At 50.8% G+C, this 21,637-nt stretch carries 15 protein-coding genes; 8 read left to right on the top strand and 7 right to left on the bottom strand.

What is annotated here, in order from left to right; all coding sequences use genetic code 11:
• Position 1 precedes the first annotated feature (1 nt).
• Positions 2-1,849, bottom strand: coding sequence for an ABC-F family ATP-binding cassette domain-containing protein (locus C8R30_RS02410; protein ID WP_107789458.1), 1,848 nt, complete (start codon positions 1,847-1,849; stop codon positions 2-4).
• A 663-nt stretch (positions 1,850-2,512) separates the two neighbouring features.
• Between C8R30_RS02410 and C8R30_RS02405 the strand changes: the two genes are divergently transcribed.
• The 3 genes from C8R30_RS02405 to C8R30_RS02395 are packed head-to-tail and all read left to right on the top strand — an operon-like array spanning position 2,513 to position 8,288.
• A complete protein-coding gene (locus C8R30_RS02405; protein WP_181258687.1) occupies positions 2,513-4,471 on the top strand; it encodes a PAS domain-containing sensor histidine kinase in 1,959 nt (652 codons plus the stop codon).
• 5 nt (positions 4,472-4,476) lie between these two features.
• A complete protein-coding gene (locus C8R30_RS02400; protein WP_090667089.1) occupies positions 4,477-4,899 on the top strand; it encodes a response regulator in 423 nt (140 codons plus the stop codon).
• A 5-nt stretch (positions 4,900-4,904) separates the two neighbouring features.
• A complete protein-coding gene (locus tag C8R30_RS02395; RefSeq protein ID WP_107789456.1) occupies positions 4,905-8,288 on the top strand; it encodes an EAL domain-containing protein in 3,384 nt (1,127 codons plus the stop codon).
• 93 nt (positions 8,289-8,381) lie between these two features.
• On the opposite strand, the gene C8R30_RS02390 is transcribed toward C8R30_RS02395, so the two are convergent.
• The 6 genes from C8R30_RS02390 to C8R30_RS02365 all read right to left on the bottom strand — a co-directional run bounded on the left by C8R30_RS02390 (position 8,382) and on the right by C8R30_RS02365 (position 17,213).
• A complete protein-coding gene (locus tag C8R30_RS02390) occupies positions 8,382-9,845 on the bottom strand; it encodes a porin (protein WP_090667095.1) in 1,464 nt (487 codons plus the stop codon).
• A gap of 139 nt (positions 9,846-9,984) precedes the next feature.
• Positions 9,985-11,736: a SagB/ThcOx family dehydrogenase gene (locus C8R30_RS02385; RefSeq protein ID WP_107789455.1), complete on the bottom strand. Its 1,752-nt coding sequence runs from the start codon at positions 11,734-11,736 to the stop codon at positions 9,985-9,987.
• Between the two features lie 61 nt (positions 11,737-11,797).
• Entirely contained in the window at positions 11,798-12,238 is a 441-nt protein-coding gene (locus tag C8R30_RS02380) for a copper resistance protein NlpE (protein ID WP_107789454.1), read from the bottom strand.
• A 52-nt stretch (positions 12,239-12,290) separates the two neighbouring features.
• A complete protein-coding gene (locus C8R30_RS02375; RefSeq protein WP_107789453.1) occupies positions 12,291-12,713 on the bottom strand; it encodes an acyl-CoA thioesterase in 423 nt (140 codons plus the stop codon).
• Between the two features lie 68 nt (positions 12,714-12,781).
• Positions 12,782-14,626, bottom strand: a complete 1,845-nt coding sequence (locus C8R30_RS02370) for an AMP-dependent synthetase/ligase (RefSeq protein WP_107789452.1) — start codon at positions 14,624-14,626, stop codon at positions 12,782-12,784.
• A 274-nt stretch (positions 14,627-14,900) separates the two neighbouring features.
• Complete coding sequence (locus C8R30_RS02365) at positions 14,901-17,213, bottom strand: acyl-CoA dehydrogenase (RefSeq protein ID WP_090667109.1); 2,313 nt, start codon at positions 17,211-17,213, stop codon at positions 14,901-14,903.
• Positions 17,214-17,437: 224 nt separating this feature from the next.
• On the opposite strand from C8R30_RS02365, the gene C8R30_RS02360 reads away from it, so the two are divergent.
• The 5 genes from C8R30_RS02360 to C8R30_RS02345 are packed head-to-tail and all read left to right on the top strand — an operon-like array spanning position 17,438 to position 21,541.
• Complete coding sequence (locus C8R30_RS02360; RefSeq protein WP_090667112.1) at positions 17,438-18,346, top strand: MlaD family protein; 909 nt, start codon at positions 17,438-17,440, stop codon at positions 18,344-18,346.
• Positions 18,343-18,966, top strand: a complete 624-nt coding sequence (locus C8R30_RS02355) for an ABC-type transport auxiliary lipoprotein family protein (protein WP_090667114.1) — start codon at positions 18,343-18,345, stop codon at positions 18,964-18,966. The genes C8R30_RS02360 and C8R30_RS02355 overlap by 4 nt, the downstream gene beginning before the upstream one ends.
• A 22-nt stretch (positions 18,967-18,988) precedes the next feature.
• A complete protein-coding gene (lptM, locus tag C8R30_RS16615) occupies positions 18,989-19,162 on the top strand; it encodes an LPS translocon maturation chaperone LptM (RefSeq protein WP_420812380.1) in 174 nt (57 codons plus the stop codon).
• Positions 19,159-20,427: a diaminopimelate decarboxylase gene (gene lysA, locus C8R30_RS02350; RefSeq protein WP_107789451.1), complete on the top strand. Its 1,269-nt coding sequence runs from the start codon at positions 19,159-19,161 to the stop codon at positions 20,425-20,427. The genes lptM and lysA overlap by 4 nt, the downstream gene beginning before the upstream one ends.
• Before the next feature lie 46 nt (positions 20,428-20,473).
• Complete coding sequence (locus C8R30_RS02345) at positions 20,474-21,541, top strand: phytoene/squalene synthase family protein (RefSeq protein ID WP_258191917.1); 1,068 nt, start codon at positions 20,474-20,476, stop codon at positions 21,539-21,541.
• The last annotated feature ends 96 nt before the right edge of the window (positions 21,542-21,637 follow it).

Here is a 21,637-nt window from a genome sequence, read left to right as displayed (position 1 = left end):
CCTATTCTTCCATTGCAGCTTCCAGTGCTAACCAACTCTCTTCCAGCGCCGTAATTTTGCGTTCCAGCTCAGCATGGCAATCATTGAGCCGATTGATTTCTTCGCGTGCACGGCTTGTGTAAGTTGCCGGATCAGCGAGCTGCTGATTGATTAACGCCAGCTCTGCTTGTGCCTGAGTTAATGCGACTTCAAGCTTGGCTTGCTTAGTGAGCAACGCTTTCTTATTCGGCCTGGCCATTTTTGCTTGCGTGGAATTCGTCTGCTTGGGCTTATCGGTGGGGCGTGTACGCTGACGCTCAACCCAATTTTTATAATCTTCCAAATCGCCGTCAAATTGACGCACCTGCCCATTTGCCACCAGCCACAACTCATCGGCTACTGCGCGTATCAGGCTGCGATCATGGGATACCAGAACAACGCTTCCAGTGTATTCTTCCAATGCCAGCGTCAACGCGTCTCGCATATCCAGATCGAGGTGATTGGTCGGTTCGTCCAGAAGCAATACATGCGGCCGTTGCCAGGCCAGCAAAGCCAGCGCCAGGCGGCTCTTCTCCCCCCCTGAAAAAGTCATTACTGGCCGGTTTTCGCTTTCGGCAGCCAGCCCAAACCGACCCAAAAAGGTGCGGAGCGCCAAAGTCGTTTCCTTAGGCGCCAGACACTGAAGATGCTGCAGCGGCGTCATCGCGCCATCCAGGCGCTCGAGCTGATGCTGCGCGAAATAACCGATGCGAATATCCGTCGCGATCTCCACTTCACCGGCACGGGGCATCAGTTCTGCTAACAAGAGTTTGATCAGTGTCGATTTGCCTGCGCCGTTCGGCCCCATGAGTGCGATTCGCGCACCGGCCCGGAGATGGAGATTGACATGCTCAAACAACGGCTGGCCATCATAGCCAAAGCCCATATCGTGCGTTTTTATCAGTACATCCGGGCCACGTTCGGGCGCCTCGATCTGAAGCCAATACTGTCCCTCTTCTACCTGCATGGGCACGATACGCGTCAATCGCTCAAGCGCCTTGATCCGGCTCTGAGCTTGTTTGGCTTTGGACGCTTTGGCCTTGAAACGCCGCACAAAATCTTCCATATGCGCAATATGCTTCTGTTGCTGCTGAAAAGCTTGAGCCTGTTGTGCGTTATGTTCTGCACGGGCACGCTCGAAATCATCGTAATTGCCGCTATAACTGTCGATGATACGGTGATGAATATAGGCGATACGATTCACACACGCATTCAAAAATTCACGGTCATGCGACACCACGATCAAACTACCTGGATAACGGGCCAAATAGTGCTCCAACCAGATTATGGCTTCCAAATCAAGGTGATTGGTTGGCTCGTCGAGAAGCAATAAATCTGCACGATGCATCAAGGCACGTGCCAGGTTCAAGCGCATCCGCCAGCCGCCAGAAAATTGCTTGACAGCATAGTTCAACGCCTCGTTCGAGAAACCCAAGCCATTCAGCAACTGTGCGGCACGTGCCTGCGCACCATACCCATCAATCGCTTCATAGCGTTGTTGGGCATCAAACCACTCGGCATCATGAACAGCGCGCGCCAAAATGGCCTCCAATCGCCGCAGCTCACTATCTCCATCCAACACAAACGTCAACGCAGGCTGATGCGAGTTGACAATCTCTTGCTCGACGAATGCAATGGTTTTTCCGGCTTGCAGCGTAACTTCTCCCTGATCAGGTTGTATTTCTCCACGTATCAAACGAAATAAGGTTGATTTTCCACAACCATTCCGACCGACAAGACCAACTCTCTGGTTTGCAAAGACCTGTAAGTTCGCATCCTGTAACAGCGGAATACCATTTTGCAAATAAGTAAGGTGCTGAATATTAAGCATGATTAATGTTAGAAATGTATCGATTCCATCGCTTCAAACCCATTCCGGAAACCTACGCGAACGGTAATCTCTACAATACCGATCGATGGGTATCTTTCTAAAAAAGATCGATTATGCGATCCAAGCTTAGCAACATCTCTCGGCATTTCATTGGCAAACCGATTTGGGCACGCGTAGAAAGTACAACCTGCTTAGCAAGGAATATTCCCTCATCCCTGTTATGCATTTATATTAGAAACTGCTTGACATTATAAAATAATCCACACTTCTGCTAGCGTCAGCGACATCGCTGCCAAGCCCGCACAATGACGCACTCTGAATATTAAGTAACTGATTATTAAAGATAATAAATCTGCTCAATATTTGATCGAATCAGAAAATTTAGTTGTAAACCAATTACCTTAGCACAGGTATTTACAAATTACCCACAAACTTATCCACAGAAACTGTGGACAAAAAGATTTGATTGGAAACCATGAAGATAATAATTCGTATTATTATAAAAGACTTGTGGCATCGTTCACCAAACATTGGGCCCTCTGCAATCAAGGAGAAGTTCTGTGGTGAATTGCAAAAGAACCGATATAGCCTCGAATGTATCATTCAGGTCCATTTAAGAAATGGTCATTCGTAGTGATCGTTACGCTATTACCTTCAAAACCAATGACAAATCAGCGCACTGATCCGATATCCACACCCGCAATCCTGCCGCTACAACAATTTTTCGAGACCAGTTCTCATCTCTGCTTGATCCTACGCGCTCATGACCATTTCATCATTGAAATGGCAAACGACGCATTTCTCGCCGCTACCTCGCTGCGGCGTGAGTTGATTATTGGCAAAAATTTGTTCGAAATCTTTCCTCTCAGCTCAATAGAAGATAGTGACGACAGCATCAACGTGCTACGTGCCTCGCTCAATCGCGTGCTGACAGATCAATGCGCAAACACCATCACTATAAGGCAATACATTATCCCGTCGCGGGATAGCGGAGAAAGTGCCCTATACCAATACTGGAAGCTAAGCAATACGCCTGTATTCGATCCGTCAGGCCATCTGCGCTATATCATCCACCAAGCTGAGCACATCATCGACCCGATGATTGCATGCGCGCAAAGGAGCGAAAGCATCTCAGCATTCGCTGCCATCTTCGAGCAAGCCGCAGTCGGTCTTGCCCTCCTTACCGCAGAGGGTCACTGGATACGAGCCAACACACGGCTGTGTGAGATCATTGGTGATGGCTATGAAGCAATACGGATGCGCTCTTTTCAGGATATCTTTTATCCAAACGATCCCACCGGCTACGCTGAGTTCCTACACCCTCTGCTTGCGGGTGAAATTCAAACCCGCTCGACAGAAAGATACCACCTTCGCAACAATGGGCATGGTATTTGGGTTCGCTTGTTTATGACATGGATCCGTCTGGCAGATAGCTTGGTTGATTATTTCGTGCTGGTCGTTGAGGATATCCAAACATGCAAAGAAATGGAAGAAAATCTCAAAGAAGCGAAACGGCTAGCCAAGCTAGGTTACTGGAAATGGGATAGAGATACGCACACGCATACCTGGTCCGAGGAGATCTATCGTATTTATGGTCGTAATCCAGCACTCCCTCCAGCCATTTATCCGGAAGTTCAGATGTATTTTACTGAAGAAAGCTGGCTAAAATTAGCTGCTGCCGTCGAAAAAAGCTTGGCCGAAGGGGGTGCCTATGAATGTGACGCAGAGGTCGTCAGACCCGATGGTAGCCACCGCTGGATTACCGCCCGCGGTGATGCGATCCGCAAGCGCGATGGCCAAATTTTGGCACTGCATGGCACAGTGCAAGACATCACCGACCGGAAGCTAGCGGAACAAGCGCTCCTCCAGCTCAATGCCAGTTTGGAAGCACGCGTTGCTGAACGAACCGCCGAGCTCAATACGCTCAATCAATCGCTGGAGAGTTTCGTCTATTCTGTTTCACATGATTTGAAGGGGCCCCTTCGTGGCATTGAAGGCTATAGCCGTTTCTTGGAGGAAGATTACGCTGAGCGGCTGAACGAGGAAGGTCGTTTGTTTGTCGCCAATATTCGTGCCGGGGTCACTCAAATGAGTGCGCTCATTGATGATTTGCTTGCTTATTCACGGATGGAACGGTGCAAACTGGAACCTACTCCACTCGATCTATCTATCCTGGTCAATGAAGTGATCGCAGAGTATACACAAGATATTTCGGCGCATGAGATTAAGATTGTTGCAGATTTGCCGTCTACCTATGTACAGGCTGACGCCGATGGCCTTGCGCTCGTGCTGCGCAACTTGCTGGGAAATGCAATCAAATTCAGTAAGTACGCATCACAACCCCGCATCGAATTTGGCGTTCGCAAGGAGGCTAGCTTCGTCATAACATGGATTCGCGATAACGGCATCGGTTTTGATATGAAATACAATGATCAAATATTTGAAATTTTCGAGCGTCTCCACCGACTGGAGGACTACCCTGGAACCGGTATTGGCCTAGCGTTGGTCAAGAAAGCCATGCAACGCATGGGTGGGCAAGTTTGGGCCGACAGTGCGCCGGGGAAAGGCGCCACCTTCTATCTGAAGCTACCCGTGTACATCACTCACAGAGATCCACAATAATAATTATGACGTCGCATCCACCCATTCTCCTTGTCGAAGACAATCCGCTCGATGTCGATCTCACGCTACGCGCTTTCAAGCGCCGCAACCTGGTCAATCCTGTGCACGTTGCGCGTGATGGGGAAGAAGCCTTGGCTTGGATACCGCTGTGGGAAGCAGGAGAAACACAACCGGCCGTCATCCTGCTTGACCTCAACATGCCACGCATCGACGGTCTCTCCGTTTTGAGATCATTGAAAACGCGCGACGGATTGCGCCGTATCCCGATCGTTATCTTGACGACTTCAAAAGAAGATCGGGACATCAATACCGCCTACGATCTAGGCGCGAATTCCTACATCGTCAAGCCTGTCGATTTCGACAATTTCTTGCAAGTAGCCCAGCAAATCGAGCTCTACTGGTGTATCACCAATGAACTGCCAAGGTAAAGATCATGCGTGTGCTCTATATTGAAGATTCTTCCAGTGACGCCGATCTAACCAGGCGTATGCTGGCCCGATCGGCACCTGAAATCGTATTGGAAATTGCAACGACACTGGCCCAAGGATTGGCACTGTTAACTAAACCCGATGCTTATGATCTGCTTTTAACCGATCTTTCACTTCCTGATGGTACAGGCTTGGAAGCATTAACACTCGTGCGCGATCGGCAACTCCCCATTGCTGTTGTGATTCTTACCGGCTACGGCGATCAGGATTCCGCCATTGCCGCGCTTAAAATGGGTGCCGATGATTATCTGGTCAAGCGGGATAATTATCTTGAATGGCTGCCTCGTACGTTGCGTACCGCGCTCAGCCGCTTCCGCAATAAAGCGGTCCACAGCCAGCGGACAATCCGAGTCTTGCAGGTCGAGTCCAATGCTGCTGATGCCGAATCCATGCACCAGCATCTCGCGCAATATGCTCCTCACATTTGCTTGACTACCGTAGGCAGCCCCCAGGATGCGTTAGCATCCCTGCCGAGCAGCGCAGGCGAAGATCCCGATTTCGATGTACTGCTCATCGAACACCGTTTACCCGGCATGGATGGGTTGGCATTTATCAAATTGTTACGCGAAGATCGCAAGCTGGACCTTCCAGTGGTATTGATCACGAGCCAAGGCAGTGAAATGGTGGCCGCCCAGGCATTACGGCTCGGGGTGGATGACTATGTAGCCAAACACGAAGGTTATCTCTATGAAGTTGCTGCTGTCATTGAAAGAGTTCAATATCAGGCGGAATTGGCGCACGAGCGGGCCAATCTAAAAGAAGCCAATCTGCGCCTGTCCCATTTGTTAGCCGCCAGCCCGGCGATTCTCTATAACCTTCGCCTCGTAGACAATACACCCCACCCTGTTTGGGTCAGCGACAACATCGAACAGCTGCTCGGTTACCCCTCCGGTCAAGTCTTGAAGCCAGACTGGTGGTGTTCGCACTTGCATCCAGACGATCGAGAAGCTGCATTGTCCCGCCAACCCGATCTGTTCATCAAGGATCGGTTGTCGCACGAATACCGGTTTCTCAATAGCGCGGGTCAAGCTGTCTGGATCAAGGATGAAGCGCGGCTGATTCGCGATAGTCTAGGCAAACCGTTGGAAATCGTAGGCGCCTGGCTCGACGTAACCGAACACAAACGCGCCGAGGTCATCCGTCAAGCACGCCAGTCCGTGCTTGATCAGATTGTTGCCAACCATCCCTTGCCAGCGATCCTGGATGATATTGCACGACATCTGGAAACCATCGAAACGGACATGCTCGTTTCCATTTTATTACTGGATCCCTATACCAAGCGCTTGATCCATGGTGCAGCGCCAAGCCTGCCTGAAGACTATAATGCAGCCATCACCGGGCTAGAAGTTACCGACAACACATGCCCCTGCGGAACAGCTGCCTGTTGCGGTGAGCCGGTTATCGTCAGCAATCTCGATGACCACCCTTATTGGGATTTTTTTCTAACACTCACGCATAAAGCCGGTCTACAGGCCTGCTGGTCAGTCCCGTTCAAAAATGAGATGGGACAGGTTCTGGGACTTTTCACCATCTACTACACGATGCCGCACGAACCCGAGCCTGCCGACCTTGAGTTGGTTGATGAATTTGCGCGTATTACTGCGCTGGCAGTGCAGAAGGTACGTAATGCCGATGCGTTGAAGCAAGCTGCCACAGTCTTCGAATCGACGCGCGATGGCGTGGTGATCACTGATCTTGAACCGCGTATCGTGGCTGTTAACCGCGCCTACATGGAAATTACCGGTTACCGTAAATCGGAAGTGATCGGCAGAAATCCAAAACTCATCAAATCAGGCCGCCATGATCAAGCGTTTTATCAGTCGATGTGGAACAATCTGATTCAAGCAGGCTATTGGCGGGGTGAAATCTGGAATCGCCGCAAAAATGGGGAAATCTATCCGCAGTGGCTGACCATCAGCACCGTGCACGACGAAAGCGGGAAACCGCGTAACTACGTGGGCGTGTTTACCGACATCAGCCAGATCAAGCAATCTGAGGCGCGCCTCGAACACCTTGCCCACTATGATCCGCTAACCGGTCTTCCTAATCGCCTGCTGGCACAATCGCGTTTACAACACGCGATTGAGCGTGCGGACCGGAACCACTATCGCATTGCCACGCTCTATCTGGATTTGGATCGCTTCAAAAACGTCAACGATAGTCTCGGTCACCCCGTGGGTGACGAATTGCTTTCATTACTGGCGAATCGCCTGAAGAGCCGGTTGCGTGAGGAAGACACCTTGGCACGCCTGGGTGGAGACGAATTTTTACTGATACTGGAAGAAATAAAAGATACTCGCCAAGCCGCTACGGTTGCGCAAGCGCTGATCGACCAGCTCACAACGCCTTTCACCTTGCCGAGTGGCCATAAAATCTTTATTGGCGCCAGCATTGGCATCAGCAGTTATCCGGATGACGCTCAATGTGTCACCGAGCTCATTCAACATGCTGACATGGCCATGTATCTGGCCAAACAAGAAGGCCGCAATACTTATCGCTTTCATACAAAAGCATTGAGTATTGCCGCTAACGAGCGGCTGGCACTGGAAACCCGCTTGCGCCACGCGCTCATTGCCAATGAATTCATCCTTCATTATCAACCTTTGATCGATGCACGCAGCAACCGGATCGCAGGGGTAGAAGCGTTGGTACGCTGGCAGCCGGTGGATGGAGAGATGGTTCCACCCGCCAAATTCATTCCCATCACTGAGGAAACCGGCTTGATCGTGCCACTGGGCGAATGGATACTGCGTACCGCCTGTAATCAAGCGCGTGCTTGGATGGATGCCGGTTTACCCCCCCTGGTCATGGCCGTCAATCTTTCGGTACGTCAATTTCAGTCGGAAAATATGGTTAGCATGGTGCGCCGTGTCCTTGCTGACACGGGCTTGCCCGCTGAATATTTGGAGTTAGAATTAACGGAGACGATGTTCATCGAACGCGGAGAGCAGTCTATTGCCACACTTAAAGCGTTGAAAGACCTCGGCGTATGTCTGGCGATTGACGATTTTGGCACGGGCTACTCTTCGCTCGCTTACCTGAAACGTTTTCCTATCGACAAATTGAAAATCGACCAGAGCTTTGTGCGTGATTTGGCCGAAGACCCCAATGATCGTGAAATTGCCGCCACAATTATCGCCATGGCGCGTGGCCTCAAGCTGGAAGTGTTGGCCGAAGGCGTGGAGACCGAGCAACAGTTGAGTTTCTTGCAGCAGCATGGTTGCGATTACTATCAAGGCTATCTATTTCACCGGCCCGCCCCGCCGGCGCAACTCGATAAGTGGCTACGAGACAAGTTACTGCCTAAATACCAATCCGTTCCCAACTAACGAGCCCGGCATATCAAACAATAATTCGTTCGCGATGGCATGACAAATAGGGTTAAGGCTGGTTATGCATTGCCTCCTCTCCCGCCGGCTTTATCAAAACGTGAGATCCCACTGCAGCCAGTAGCGCTGATTCGATTGATTGCCGATCGTTAAATGGCTGACTTGGAAATTCACTTTGTTTAAATGCCCATTGAAGAAATAGGTCACCACCCCACTGGCCTCTTGCTGCCGATCGTTTTTAAAGCCGGTATTGGGATCGACGAAAGCATATCGGCCGGCGAACTCCAAATTTTTAGGAATGAGCGGAAATAGATAGTGTGGAAAATAGCCCGCTTGGACCAGGCCGCCCATCATGTTCGTTTTTCTGGCTGGATCGCCTTGACTTTTAAAGGTATCTACCACTTCTTTCCAATGCATTTCATGCTGCATCGAAAAACCCCGCCACTTAAAACGAACTTCTTCCATCATTTGATTGATACGGTATTGGCCATCTTGACCCGCTGCCAAGCCGGGTAGATCACGGCAACTGTTGCTATCGGTTGCAAATACCGTGCATCGGCTTCGGTTGGTGGCAGCCGCAACAGCGAAATTCAGTGCTGGTTCTTCATGATATTCGATATCCGATTGAGAAAATGGCATCTGCCCGCCCAAGGGGTTCCATTGCAACCTGCCCGAATACATCATATGATCATCGTCATTGCTGCTTTCGCCAACCCCCAGCCCCGTAAAGACACCGGCATAGTAGCTAATATCATGCCAAGCACCTGGAAATAGATTACCGAAAACTTGCACACCTTGTTGCCGGTCCACGGTAAAAAGATCGTTGACGATAGAACGATTGACAAATTGCTGATTAGCGGAAGAAGTTACCCGTTCATCGTTATAAAAAACCTTGCCTCGGCCAACCCACAATTTTGCCCACTTATACTTATCGATGGTCAGGGTAAGGTCGCGCAGTACAGGCTGAGACCAGTCATATTGCAAATAGAACTGCAGCCATGGCCAGTACGCATGGCCTCTGAGCCGGGTTCGCGCCCGGCGGATCATGAATGAACTGTCATCACGCTCCAGATCGCTGAGCGAGCGAGGGTCGCTGTCGAATGGAATTGCATAGCGAGCCTGTATTCGATTCTGGATAGCCAACGAAAATTTGTCATTTTCCGTTCTGAATTCGAATCCGTTTTTGCCGTAACTGACGTTGGCAAACCCCTCCTTCGGTTTAGCATCCGCTTTATCAGATTTTTTTTCTTCAGCGGTTTGCACCGGCGCGATCTTCTCAACTTTTACCGGTGTAGTAGCGATCGGTGCCGCATTTTCGGGCGCAACCGGCGCAGCATCCGTCATCCTGGCTGACTCACGCTGTTCCAGATATTCCAACCGCTTCAGCTTCTCATCCAGTTCTTTCAGCTTGGCGTCCAAACGCCTCTCGATGGTCAGCAGCTCTTGCTTATATTGTTCAGGATCTTTAGGTTCTGCCGCCATTGCTGAATGAGTGAGTAGCGCGCCGGTCAACGTTGATTTAACAATGTGCGATAGGGGTTTAGAAATAAGTCGCATATTCACATTCCTGGGTTCTGCCGGTTTCAATCATGGCTCGAAGTTCACCAGAAAAATCAGACTCAACTCGATCAGATCGCCTATTATGACAGTTTTGTTACAAGCGAACAAACCTATCTGAGAACCGTCTAGCCGGTCCCTATTGCCGGTTCAAATGGAAATAAGCAGGCAATGTCAGCAAGCGTCGATCTTCCACTGCCCCGCCTATCGTGAAATGGTAAAGCGATTGGAATGTGATCCCCTCTATCCCCACCAAGGCATGAACGGCATCATCAAAGAAACACCCGATCCCTGTCCCCCGCACACCCGCCGCTTCTGCTTCCAGATACAAGATCTGACCTAGCAATCCGGCCTCCCAAAACAATCGTGAGTAGAACCACGCGCCCTCAGCCTGCAAGCGACTGTCAAACTCGGCTAGCATGCCCAGCGAAAAAGCGCTGTCTGCGGCAATACTCTGACGACAGCTTAGCTGTGCAGCCACATAGCGGACATCACCTTCCCATAGCTGGTAGAAGAGCAGGTCTTCAGGACAGATCAGTGGCCGTTTCCAAATCAATTCCTGGCTGAGTGATGCCTGGATGAATGGAAGCTTTGCCGGGTCGCGGACTAAAAGATAGAGTCCGGGCACCAACCCTTCCACACGGTGCACGAAAATCATCAGGTGAAGCGCCGGATCATACGGCCAGACGTCCCATGGCACCGGACGCGCCGCTTGTTTGTATTCGACACCAGGAACGGTCCGCCGCAACATCCGGAAAAAAGTTGCTGCCGCAACCGATGTCTGCCCATCAAACGACACCGCACTGCGACGCTGACGGATGATTTGAGCTGCTGATAACGCGCTGGAAGAAGGCGCATATCCATCGCCAGTTGCAGCGTCCCGATCGAAAAGGACTGTCAGCGATAAAATCTGTTTATCAGCCCGTTTCTTCCACGATGCAGTTGCTACCTCATCGATCGCTTGCCAGTGCACGCCATGCTCGCTACTCAGCCGGTTCGCTTTTCCCTGCCATGTCATAGCCGCAAGCGCATCCACAATCGACGTATCCAACAGCAACGGTATTTCCTGCGGATTGACATCAGCCCCTGCATCATGGCTTGCATCGCATGGCCAGATCACTGCCAGGCAGTCCGGATGCTCCTGTTCTGCCGAGACAAAATCGCTACTACGGTCGACCCCCAAAAGGCGTGCCACTGTCCTTTGCTCCATACCCTCCAGCAACGCCATTTTCCAACCCAGTGTTGCCGCCGCGACCCGTGCAGCGCCAAGCGCGTGCCCAACATCATGATTGCAATAGCGAAACGCCCGCTCGCCATACTTCCAGGCTTCCCGCCAATGAATTGACGAAAGCCCGAACAGAAACGCGCCCGATGGAAATGGCGACATCAATCTTGCCAATTCTTCATCCTGGAATGCCGCTCGCCACTCCAAACCATGTTCTTTAGGCGCATAGTGATAGAGCCCAGATTGAAGATCGAGTCCTTCGCTCTGCGGTATAACAAGATAGCCCTCGGTCGGATGCAGATTGCCCGAAGAAGGATTGCTACGCAAAGCCCATTCGGAGGCCCCGCTTTTCTTCCACGCAGACAAAGCCAGTGAAAGCTCCAGGAATCTGGACAGCGAACGAATACTGACAGGTTGACTATCAACGGAACCGTATCGGAAGAGTGCATCATAGACAGGTGATCGCGGCGATTCATCCGGCGCCAGCAATGGCAGTGCGATCAAGGGCGCGCCCTCGAATCGCCGAAATGGATCGGGCTGGCTTGACCAATCGAGATACCCCAAGGATCTCGCATAACGATTGAAATGATGCTTCGTCTGGATATGATAGCGAATAACCCGATCGATATCCGGCGCTTTCAGTGGTTTAGGGGGCGCCTCATTCATGATCGTTCAACCCGGTCACCCTCAAAAGAGATAAGAGCAACGAAATGTGTAGTACTCCGTTTTAATCGTCTTTAACCTTGTGCAGAATATAATCCTCTGCCAAATCGCCGCTGATTCTTTTTCCCTGTTTGTCGAGCTGAAAAAGGATATTCTCACCAACTTGATAACGATCGGGTCCATCCGGTGAATTTTGCAAATGAATGACACTGCCCTTCTCTTCCCAGATAAATACACCCCGTTGCTCAAATAGCTTATCATCCTTGCCTAAATAGTATTTGCTGAGACGATACGATTGATCTAGATCAAGCGTGAGCAAGGTCACGATCCCCGGACAATCAGCGCAAGGCAAAACACCCGAATACCGACCCTGCCAATCGAGAGAATTCACGCTCACATGCCCACTTGCCGCTTGGTGTGCTACAGGTGTCGGCACTTCCGCATCACAGCCATACAAAAAAAACGCAATCGTGGCAAACGTGATGGCAGTTATTTGTCGTCTCATGATGTCTATGCTTCGCGCACCTGTCAATTGGGGCAGAATAAATTAAGTCTCACTATTCCTGGGGCACCATCCTGGGCCGACGCTGTTCGTCGATGGCCACGTAAGTCAACACAGCTTCGGTTACTTTGATACAAATTTCCTCACCGCCTTCACGTACACCGCGTTGCGCGTAGACCGACACGTCGACAGTGATCGAGGTTCGTCCTATTTTGACGATATCGGCGTAAAAACTGACGATATCACCCACAAACACAGGCTGTTTGAACACGAAAGAATTGACGGCGACGGTGGCAACGCGCCCACGTGCACACCGAATGCCAACAATACTGCCTGCCATGTCCACTTGCGACATAATCCAACCCCCGAAAATATCCCCTGCATGATTGGTATCCGCGGGCATTGGCACGGTACGCAGGATAGGCTGCCCGCCTGGCAAGGCAACATGCAAGGTCGGATCACTTGGTATGTTTAGCATTTTTGTCTTTCCGTAATCCTTAGAAAAACCTACACCAGCGGTTAAAATGAAATCGCGCGTGCAGTAATTTATTCGTTTTTCCCTTCTGAACGCCTAGCATACAGCTCTTCGATGATATCCTTATAGCGTTCCATGATTTTTGCCCGCTTCAATTTCAACGTTGGTGTCAGCATTTCATTATCGACAGTCCAGGGTTCAGGGATCAAGGCAACCTGATAAAGCTTGGCATAGCCGGGAAATTCTCTGATTTGCTGAGTTATCATCTCCAGCACCCTTTCTCGAGCTTGCTCATTCTCTGCGAGCTGGACCGGATCGGCCTGTACCCTACATTGTGCGGCAACGTTTTCCCAGCCACGCTTGCTCAATACGACCAATGCACTCAAATAAGAACGCCCTTCACCAATGACCATGACTTGTTCGAACGATGGATCCCGTAAGATAGCCGCTTCCATATCAGCTGGCGGCACTTTCTCACCCGTTGAAGTCACGATGATATCTTTCAGGCGGCCCGTTATGGTAATTCGCCCTTGTTCGTCGATACTGGCAATATCACCGGTATTCAACCAGCCATCATCGGAAATAATCGCTCGCGTCGCTTCCGGATTGTTCCAGTAACCCAGCATGACATTAGGGCCGCGCACCAATAAGGCATCATGCTGGCCCAGCTTGACTTCCACACCCGGAATAGGCGGCCCTACGCTCGAAGGCAGATTATTGTCGAGACGATTAGCGCTTATGACAGGGCTGGTTTCTGTCATGCCATAGCCCTGCAATATCGGCAACCCTAGACCAATGAAAATACGTGAAATCTCAGGTGACAGCGCAGCCCCCCCGCTCATCACTTGCTGCAACCGTCCACCCAGCTTATCCATCAATTTGCGTGCGACCAACTTATCCAACAGTGGCCATAACAAGTGTGCGGGGCGCCAACGGCCTCGCCCTTGCTGATACTCGAATCGGCTGTAACCGACATCGACTGCAAAATTGAATAATTTTTTGGCAAATGCCGGGCCTTCATCCAACTTGGTACGAATGCCAGCATAAATGCGTTCATAAATGCGTGGTACAGATACCAAAATGGTGGGGCGAATGGTGAGCAAATCCTCTTGCAGTTGCTGGATCGAGCGTGCATAAGCAATCGTTGCGCCACACATCATCGGCACATAGTAGCCTGCGGTGCGCTCGAAAGTGTGAGATAACGGTAAAAAAGAAAGCAGTAAATCATCGGAGGTGACCGTCACAATTTGAGCGGAGGCATGGGCATTGGTCAGGATATTGTGATGACTGAGCATCACGCCCTTAGGTCGCCCCGTCGTGCCAGACGTATAAATGATCGTTGCAAGTGCGTGCGGGTCGCTATCCGAATGTTTACTTTCGCTTGCTTGCTCGGGCAACCACCCACTCAATGCCACCACGCGTTCATCATTCGGTTGAGACGCCTCATCCACGGATAGCGTCATGACAACGATGCGCGACAATTCAACAAGTTGTTCTGTTACTTCGGAGAACGTTTCCCACTGTGTCAATTTTTCTACTAACAGTAATTTGGCACCGGAATGCTGCAAGCAATAAGCTGCATTTTCCGCACGATCTTCAGTATAAAGGGGCACAACCACCAACCCCAATCCGATGGCCGCCTGTTCGAACATTACCCACTGCGGGCAGTTTCTCGACATTACCGCCACACGATCACCCGGGGTCAGATTTTCACTCGAAAGCGCAGTCTGCCAGCGCGCGATCGCCCCTGCCATTTCCGCCCAAGTATAGTCGATCCATTTTTCCGCCGTTACATCGTAATCCCGATATGCTATGGATTGGGGTGAACGGCGTACGCGCTCCCGAAATAAACCGTCGAGCGTTTTAGCTACTTCTACCGGAATCACATCTGTTTGAGTGCGCTGATTGTCTGTCACTTTTACTCCCTGTTTGTATAATTTCGCTATTCACAAAAACCCAGTAGATCGTTCCTGCCTAACCACTACAATTTGCCGCTTGGTTTAGCGCATCAAGTCCGCTACAGAGCAGTCTTACAAACCCGCCATGAAGGGCACTCGTTTCACTTTAACAATCTACTGGTCGGCGCTATTGGTTATGACGCTGTTCTTGCTGCCTCCTAAAAGGTTGTGAAACGGTTGTGAAACATCGGACTGCACACGCCCAACGGAATGATTGGAATGCAGGGTTAATTTATTCACAGCCTCTAAGATTAGGTGGAAAATCATCGACCATTATCACCTGACGCCGCAGCACTTTCATTTTTTCGAGCAACGCTGCCTCTTCGGATGTAATGATGCCGCGCGTTAGTGCCTCAGCTGCTTTCGCGTCATTTTGCCCAGTCAGGTGCCCCGCCTTGACCGCATCGCCTAATTTATTCTCGATTACCTCGCATGCGATTGCACACTCCAAAGCTTGTTCGAGTTGCGCCAATGGTTCACTATCGGCCGTTGGCACATAAATTCCTGCCGTGAGACGATCACGTGCTTCCCCTGGCGCCAAAATAAGCCTGGCAACGGAATGGGAAAGCGTATCCGACGGGGGCGCAAGCCGCCTTCCCAACGGAAAGATCAGTAGACGCATCCCTGCCCGCATCAAGAAGTGCCACGGCACATTCCGCAGCAATTCATCAAAAGCTTGCTGAATTCGATAAAGCGCATCCTGCATCGACCAGTGCAACAATGGCAGATCTGCGGCAGGCCGCCCATCATCCTCAAAACGTTTAAGCGTTGCGGAACATAAGTACAGCATACTGAGAATATCGCCCAGTCTGGCTGACAGCCGCTCTTTACGTTTGAGTGCCCCTCCCAACTTCAGCATGGCAATGTCGGTAAACAGGGCGAATGCTGCCGAGAAACGAGTCAATTGCTGATAGTAGCCAACGGTGTCACTCAGCACGCCTTCAGGCACCCCTTTGATATACCGGCTACCTACCCCATACAAGAAACTGCGAAACACATTGCGCACACTGAACGCAATATGGCTGATCAACGCCTGGTCAAACGACACCAAGCCGCGTTTTTTATCCGGATCACTAGCGGCATTGATTTCCTGCAATACATAAGGGTGGCCGCGAATCGCACCTTGACCGAAAATGATCATATTACGCGTCAAAATATTGGCGCCTTCCACGGTAATGCCCACTGGAATTTGCTGATAGGTGCGCGCAAGATAATTGCTTGGCCCCATACAAATGCCTTTACCGCCATGGACATCCATGGCATCGTTGATCGCCTGGCGACTGCGCTCGGTCAAATGGTATTTGACGATAGCCGAGACTACTGATGGTTTTTCTCCCAGGTCGACAGCACCGGCTGTCATGACTCTCGCAGCATCCATCATATAAGTGTTGCCAGCAATGCGCGCCAAGACCTCCTCGACGCCCTCGAAATAACCGATCGGCAGCTTGAATTGCACCCGCACGCGTCCATAGGCCCCACTCGTGCGTGCTGCCAGTTTGGCTGCGCCTGTACTGGTAGCCGGTAACGATATCGCTCGCCCAGCAGCCAGGCAGTTCATCAACATTTTCCAACCGTTGCCCACGCCTTCACGCCCACCGATTACCCATTCCATCGGAATGAATACATCCTTGCCAGAGTTCGGTCCATTCTGGAAGGCCCCATTTAATGGAAAATGACGCCGGCCGATATTGACGCCAGGCGTATTGGTTGGAATCAACGCCAGCGTAATGCCTAGCTCCTCTTCGCTGCCCAGCAATCCGTCCGGGTCGCGCAGCTTGAATGCCAGCCCTAAAATAGTCGCAACCGGGCCCAAAGTAATATAGCGTTTCTCCCATGTGACACGCATGCCAAGGACGTCTTGCTGTCCATTGAATTCGCCTCGACAGACGATTCCCACATCGGGCAACGCCCCCGCGTCGGAGCCCGCTTCAGGTCCTGTCAGCGCAAAACAAGGCACCTCGTTACCTTTTGCCAAACGCGGCAAATAATGTTGCTTTTGTTCTTCTGTTCCGTAATGCAATAGCAATTCCGCCGGCCCCAACGAATTGGGCACCATGACCGTAACCGCTGCCGAATTGCTGCGGGAGCTGATTTTCATCACGACCTCGGAGTGTGCGAGCGCTGAAAAGCCGCACCCGCCATATTCCTTAGGAATGATCAAGCCAAAAAACCCATTCTCCTTGATAAATTGCCACACAGGCGGGGGCAGATCATAGTGCTCATGAGTAATACGCCACTCATCCAGCATTGCACAGAGTTGCTCGGTTGGCCCTTCCAGAAAAGCGCTTTCCTCCGGGCTGAGCACAGGCTTGGGATAAGCCAGCAACTTATGCCAGTCAGGCTTGCCGCTGAACAACTCACCCTCCCACCATACGGTACCCGCATCCAGTGCTTCTTGCTCAGTCTGCGAAATCTGGGGAAGAATTCTACGAAAAAATTTCAGAATCCATTTCGAAAAAAGGTGGCGACGCAAGAATGGAACCACCATAACGACCACGATAATGGTTATCAACGAGAGCATGAACAATATGAAAGACAGGAGCATAGTTTTCCCTGTTTAAGTTAAGATGCTAGTTACACTACCGCAGAAAATGCTTGTGTCAAGTCTTGTGTAGAGAAGTTTTCAATGGGCTATCAAAATTCTCGTGAGGTGTTGTAAAATCAACGCAGTGATTAACCATGCTCAATCAACGTTCATGTCCGGTAGATTTACGTGAACCGGCATCTTAGCACCTACATACATCAGCATTCATTTCATTAGGATTATCAATGGAAAACCGGGCTCACGCCCTTGCCGCGGGTTTATTCGTCATTATCCTTGGTGTCGCTGCCGCCGCCGCCATCATGTGGTTTAGTGATCAGAAGATCCTGCATGATCATTACACCCTGGTATCTGAAGAAGGATCGGTAGCGGGGTTGAATCCTGAATCTTCGGTACGTTACCGGGGTGTTCCGGTTGGCAAGGTCGAAGACATCAAGTTCGATCGTGACAACCCCAACCGTATCCTGATACGCATCGCTGTGAGCAATAACATTGTTTTTCCTAAAAACATCTATGCGCAACTCGCTACACAAGGTTTTACCGGACTTGCCTTTGTCGAATTGAATATCGAAGGTAAGGAGCCATCCACCGAACGACTCCCTCACGATGCGCGCATTCCCTTGCGGCCTTCGTTCATGAGAGAGCTGTCGAATTCTTTCGAGGATTTGATTAGAAACGCCAATCAGGCGATCAAACGGATCGACGCGTTGTTGAACGAGCAAAATCAAGCCCAATTCGGTGCCATCCTCACGCATCTCGCTCAGGCCATCCGCCGTTCCGATAGTTTGATGGAACAATTGCAATTAGGCGTTCAATCCCTGCCGGAAGTCACCCATGAAGCGAGCCAGGTGATGAAACAAACCCACCAACTGCTATCCGATATCAATCAAACCATTGCCAAACTCAATCAGCGGGAAGGGTTGCTGGACGGCCTGACACAAAGTAGCCACGAAATTGCAGACAGCCTGCCCAGATTACGGGAGGTCACCTCTGCGATAACTCAAAGTACCCACCATATCAATCGCATGTTACTCAAACTGGAAGAACAACCGCAAAGCCTACTGTTTGGCAGCCCGCCAGCCGCACCTGGTCCAGGAGAAACAGGCTTTATACCGCCACGGAAAATCCAGCCATGATGAAATTTGCTATTATGTTATTGTTGCTTGCCGGCTGTACGCTTACGCCCAAAAAAACCACACCGGTAGCGGTTTATGATTTCGGCCCACCGGCATCCGTTGAACAGCATACCCCCATCTCCATCGACCACAGCATTTTGGTAACCGATATCCTTGCGCCAGTCTGGCTGGATAACCAAACCATTGCTTACCGTTTGGCTTATCATGACCCCGCGCGTATTTATGCTTATGCCAATAGCCGCTGGGCTGCCTCACCCGCGAAATTACTCACTCAGCGCCTCAAGCATAAGCTGAGCACGCATACCCGCAACGGGATCGTCAGCAGTCGCGATGGGTTAAAAGCGGATTATACCTTGCTCATCGAACTCGAAGAATTCACCCAGGTATTCGATCAGCCTGAGCAGAGCCGTGCTGTTATCCGCCTGCGTGCCAGTTTGATCGAACGCAGCACACGGCAGTTGCTCGCGCAAAATCCCTTCACAATCGAACGGAATACGCCCAGTGCAGATGCAGCAGGCGCGGTCGCTACGCTGATTTCAGCGAGCGATGCGATGGCTGCCGCATTGATCGACTGGTTGATCGAACATCTGACATTGAAAGCATCCCACGGCAATCAATGATATCAGCGATGCCGCCGGGGTTATGTTAATATCTTTTCATTGTCCACACTCTATGCATCACGTGCGTTTACTTTACTTTGCTGCTCTACTGCCTCTTTGGCTGGCTGCCTGCGGTCACAAAGCACCACTCTATCTTCCGCAAAATGAGCCACCGCCCGCGTCGCAATCAATTCAGGATGAGCAACCCAATCAATGAGCGAGTCAGTGACCTTTACCTATCAGTCCGGCCAACTCCATGCTGAATCGGTACCTTTATCAGCGATCGCCAAACAATTCGGTACCCCCTGTTACGTCTATTCGCGTAAAGCGCTGACGGCGGCCTACCAGGCCTTCGATCAAGCCTTTGCGGGACGAGACCATCTCATATGTTATGCGGTCAAAGCGAACGCCAATTTGGCTATTCTCAATGTACTTGCACGGCTCGGCAGCGGTTTCGATATCGTCTCGGGCGGCGAGCTGCAACGCGTCCTGACAGCGGGTGGCGATCCACAGAAAATCGTATTTTCCGGCGTAGGTAAAAGCCAAGATGAAATGCGCGCAGCACTGGCGGCAGGAATCCTCTGCTTCAACGTGGAGTCCGAAATGGAGTTGGCAAGCCTCAACCAGGTTGCCAAGGAAATGAACCGGATTGCGCCGGTGAGCTTGCGCGTCAACCCCGATGTCGATGCAAAGACACATCCCTATATCTCGACCGGGCTCAAGGAAAATAAATTCGGCATTCCGATGAACGAGGCAGAACGCATCTATCTGACTGCCGCACTGTCATTCAGCCACGTTCATGTTACAGGCTTAGATTGTCATATCGGTTCGCAGTTGACCGAACTCGAGCCGTTCATCGAAGCCAGCGACAAAATGCTGGCTCTCCTGGATCGCCTAGAAAAGCAGGGTGTGCACATCGAACACCTGGATTTGGGTGGCGGCCTCGGCATTCGCTACGATCAAGAAACCCCGCCTTCGATCCAGAACTATGTCGCTGCATTATGCCGCTGCCTGGACAACCGCAAACAACGTTTGCTGATCGAACCAGGCCGTTCGCTAGTTGGCAATTCGGGTATATTGCTGACGCGTGTTGAATATCTTAAGCACGCCCCGCATCGCAATTTTGCGATTGTCGACGCCGCGATGAACGATCTGATGCGCCCCGCCCTGTACGATGCATATCATGACATCTTGCCGGTCATCCCGAAAACTGGTGAATGCATGACTTATCAAGTGGTTGGGCCTGTTTGTGAAACTGGCGATTTTATTGGCCACGACCGCAAACTAAACTTGGCGAAAGATGATCTATTATCCGTCATGGCTGCCGGGGCCTATGGAATGAGCATGAGTTCGAATTACAATACACGCCCGCGCGTAGCAGAAGTCATGGTGGATGGTGATACTGTTCATTTGATTCGCGCCCGGGAAACAGTCGAGCAACTCATGGCACCCGAAAAAATGCTTGATGAGCTCCACCGATGAGTCGGCCCGGAAAAATCGAGTTCTCATCCGATCACAACGCTTATTTATGACGACAAGCTATCAGGTAATGACGATCCCAGCCAGTATCGAAGATAGAAATTATCAAGATCGCATTCTGCAAGATGTCTCCAGGACTTTTGCACTGACTATCCCGCAGTTGCCCCCTTCGCTTTATCCGGTCATCGGGAATGCTTATTTGCTATGCCGTATCGTGGATACAGTGGAAGACGATAACGGTTTATCCTCGGAGCAAACCCGCAAATTTACCGACATGTTCATACGTGTCGTGAGTGGCGAAATCCCAGCAGAAGCATTTGCAGAAGCGCTCTATCCCCTGCTCTCCACCCACACGATTCCGGCTGAGCACGACTTGATCAAAAACACCCCGGCAGTGATTCGCATTACACATAGCTTCAATGCGACTCAGCGCAATGCACTCGAGCGTTGTGTCCGTATCATGGGTCAAGGCATGGCAGATTACCAGGATTGCGAATCACTCGCCGGACTCAAGGATTTAGCGGCGCTTGATCGCTACTGTTACCATGTCGCGGGTGTTGTCGGTGAAATGCTGACTGAATTGTTCAGCGATTACTCCGATGAAATTGGCCGCAATAAACAAACCTTGATGGCGCTCTCTGTATCATTCGGTCAAGGCTTGCAAATGACCAATATCCTCAAAGACATCTGGGAGGATAGAAAACGGGGGGCTTGCTGGCTGCCACAGGATATATTCCGGGAGCAAGGATTCGATCTTGCCGATTTACGACCTGGAATCAGTGACCCACGATTCCACCAAGGACTTGCTGTGCTGATCGGTATTGCCAAGGCGCATTTACGCAACGCGCTTACCTATACCTGCATGATTCCATCCAAGGAAGCAGGCATACGCCGCTTTTGTTTATGGGCATTGGGTATGGCTGTGCTGACGCTCAACAAAATCAATCGCAATCGTAACTTTGACGAAGGCAATCAAGTCAAAATTTCACGGCAAAGCGTCAAGACAACCGTATTGCTGACCAGTTTACTGGCGCGCCAAGATTGGGCCTTAGAAAAAGTATTTGCCTGGACGTCTCGGCAACTCCCAGAAGTTGATATTCTCGGCAAAAAGGTGTAGAACGCTTGCTGGACTCTGCTTCGTTCCATCCTGATAAGAAAGTTAAAAAACGAAACGACGCTTGGCTTTATATTTTCTGTAACGACTTTGAGTGGT

The sequence above is a fragment of the Nitrosomonas nitrosa genome (genome assembly GCF_003051105.1).
GTDB classification, from domain to species: Bacteria; Pseudomonadota; Gammaproteobacteria; order Burkholderiales; family Nitrosomonadaceae; genus Nitrosomonas; species Nitrosomonas nitrosa.
Note: the sequence above shows the minus strand (reverse complement) of the source record. Positions and strands in the feature narration are given on the sequence as shown.

What these genes read in the sequence shown, in the direction of transcription:
- C8R30_RS02345 (WP_258191917.1), top strand. Translation starts at nt 20,474, where the DNA reads ATGACGACAAGCTATCAGGTAATGACGATCCCAGCCAGTATCGAAGAT.
- C8R30_RS02390 (WP_090667095.1), bottom strand. Translation starts at nt 9,845, where the DNA reads ATGCGACTTATTTCTAAACCCCTATCGCACATTGTTAAATCAACGTTG.
- lptM (WP_420812380.1), top strand. Translation starts at nt 18,989, where the DNA reads ATGTTAATATCTTTTCATTGTCCACACTCTATGCATCACGTGCGTTTA.
- C8R30_RS02385 (WP_107789455.1), bottom strand. Translation starts at nt 11,736, where the DNA reads ATGAATGAGGCGCCCCCTAAACCACTGAAAGCGCCGGATATCGATCGG.
- C8R30_RS02410 (WP_107789458.1), bottom strand. Translation starts at nt 1,849, where the DNA reads ATGCTTAATATTCAGCACCTTACTTATTTGCAAAATGGTATTCCGCTG.
- C8R30_RS02400 (WP_090667089.1), top strand. Translation starts at nt 4,477, where the DNA reads ATGACGTCGCATCCACCCATTCTCCTTGTCGAAGACAATCCGCTCGAT.
- C8R30_RS02355 (WP_090667114.1), top strand. Translation starts at nt 18,343, where the DNA reads ATGATGAAATTTGCTATTATGTTATTGTTGCTTGCCGGCTGTACGCTT.
- lysA (WP_107789451.1), top strand. Translation starts at nt 19,159, where the DNA reads ATGAGCGAGTCAGTGACCTTTACCTATCAGTCCGGCCAACTCCATGCT.
- C8R30_RS02365 (WP_090667109.1), bottom strand. Translation starts at nt 17,213, where the DNA reads ATGCTCCTGTCTTTCATATTGTTCATGCTCTCGTTGATAACCATTATC.
- C8R30_RS02405 (WP_181258687.1), top strand. Translation starts at nt 2,513, where the DNA reads ATGACAAATCAGCGCACTGATCCGATATCCACACCCGCAATCCTGCCG.
- C8R30_RS02395 (WP_107789456.1), top strand. Translation starts at nt 4,905, where the DNA reads ATGCGTGTGCTCTATATTGAAGATTCTTCCAGTGACGCCGATCTAACC.
- C8R30_RS02375 (WP_107789453.1), bottom strand. Translation starts at nt 12,713, where the DNA reads ATGCTAAACATACCAAGTGATCCGACCTTGCATGTTGCCTTGCCAGGC.
- C8R30_RS02360 (WP_090667112.1), top strand. Translation starts at nt 17,438, where the DNA reads ATGGAAAACCGGGCTCACGCCCTTGCCGCGGGTTTATTCGTCATTATC.
- C8R30_RS02380 (WP_107789454.1), bottom strand. Translation starts at nt 12,238, where the DNA reads ATGAGACGACAAATAACTGCCATCACGTTTGCCACGATTGCGTTTTTT.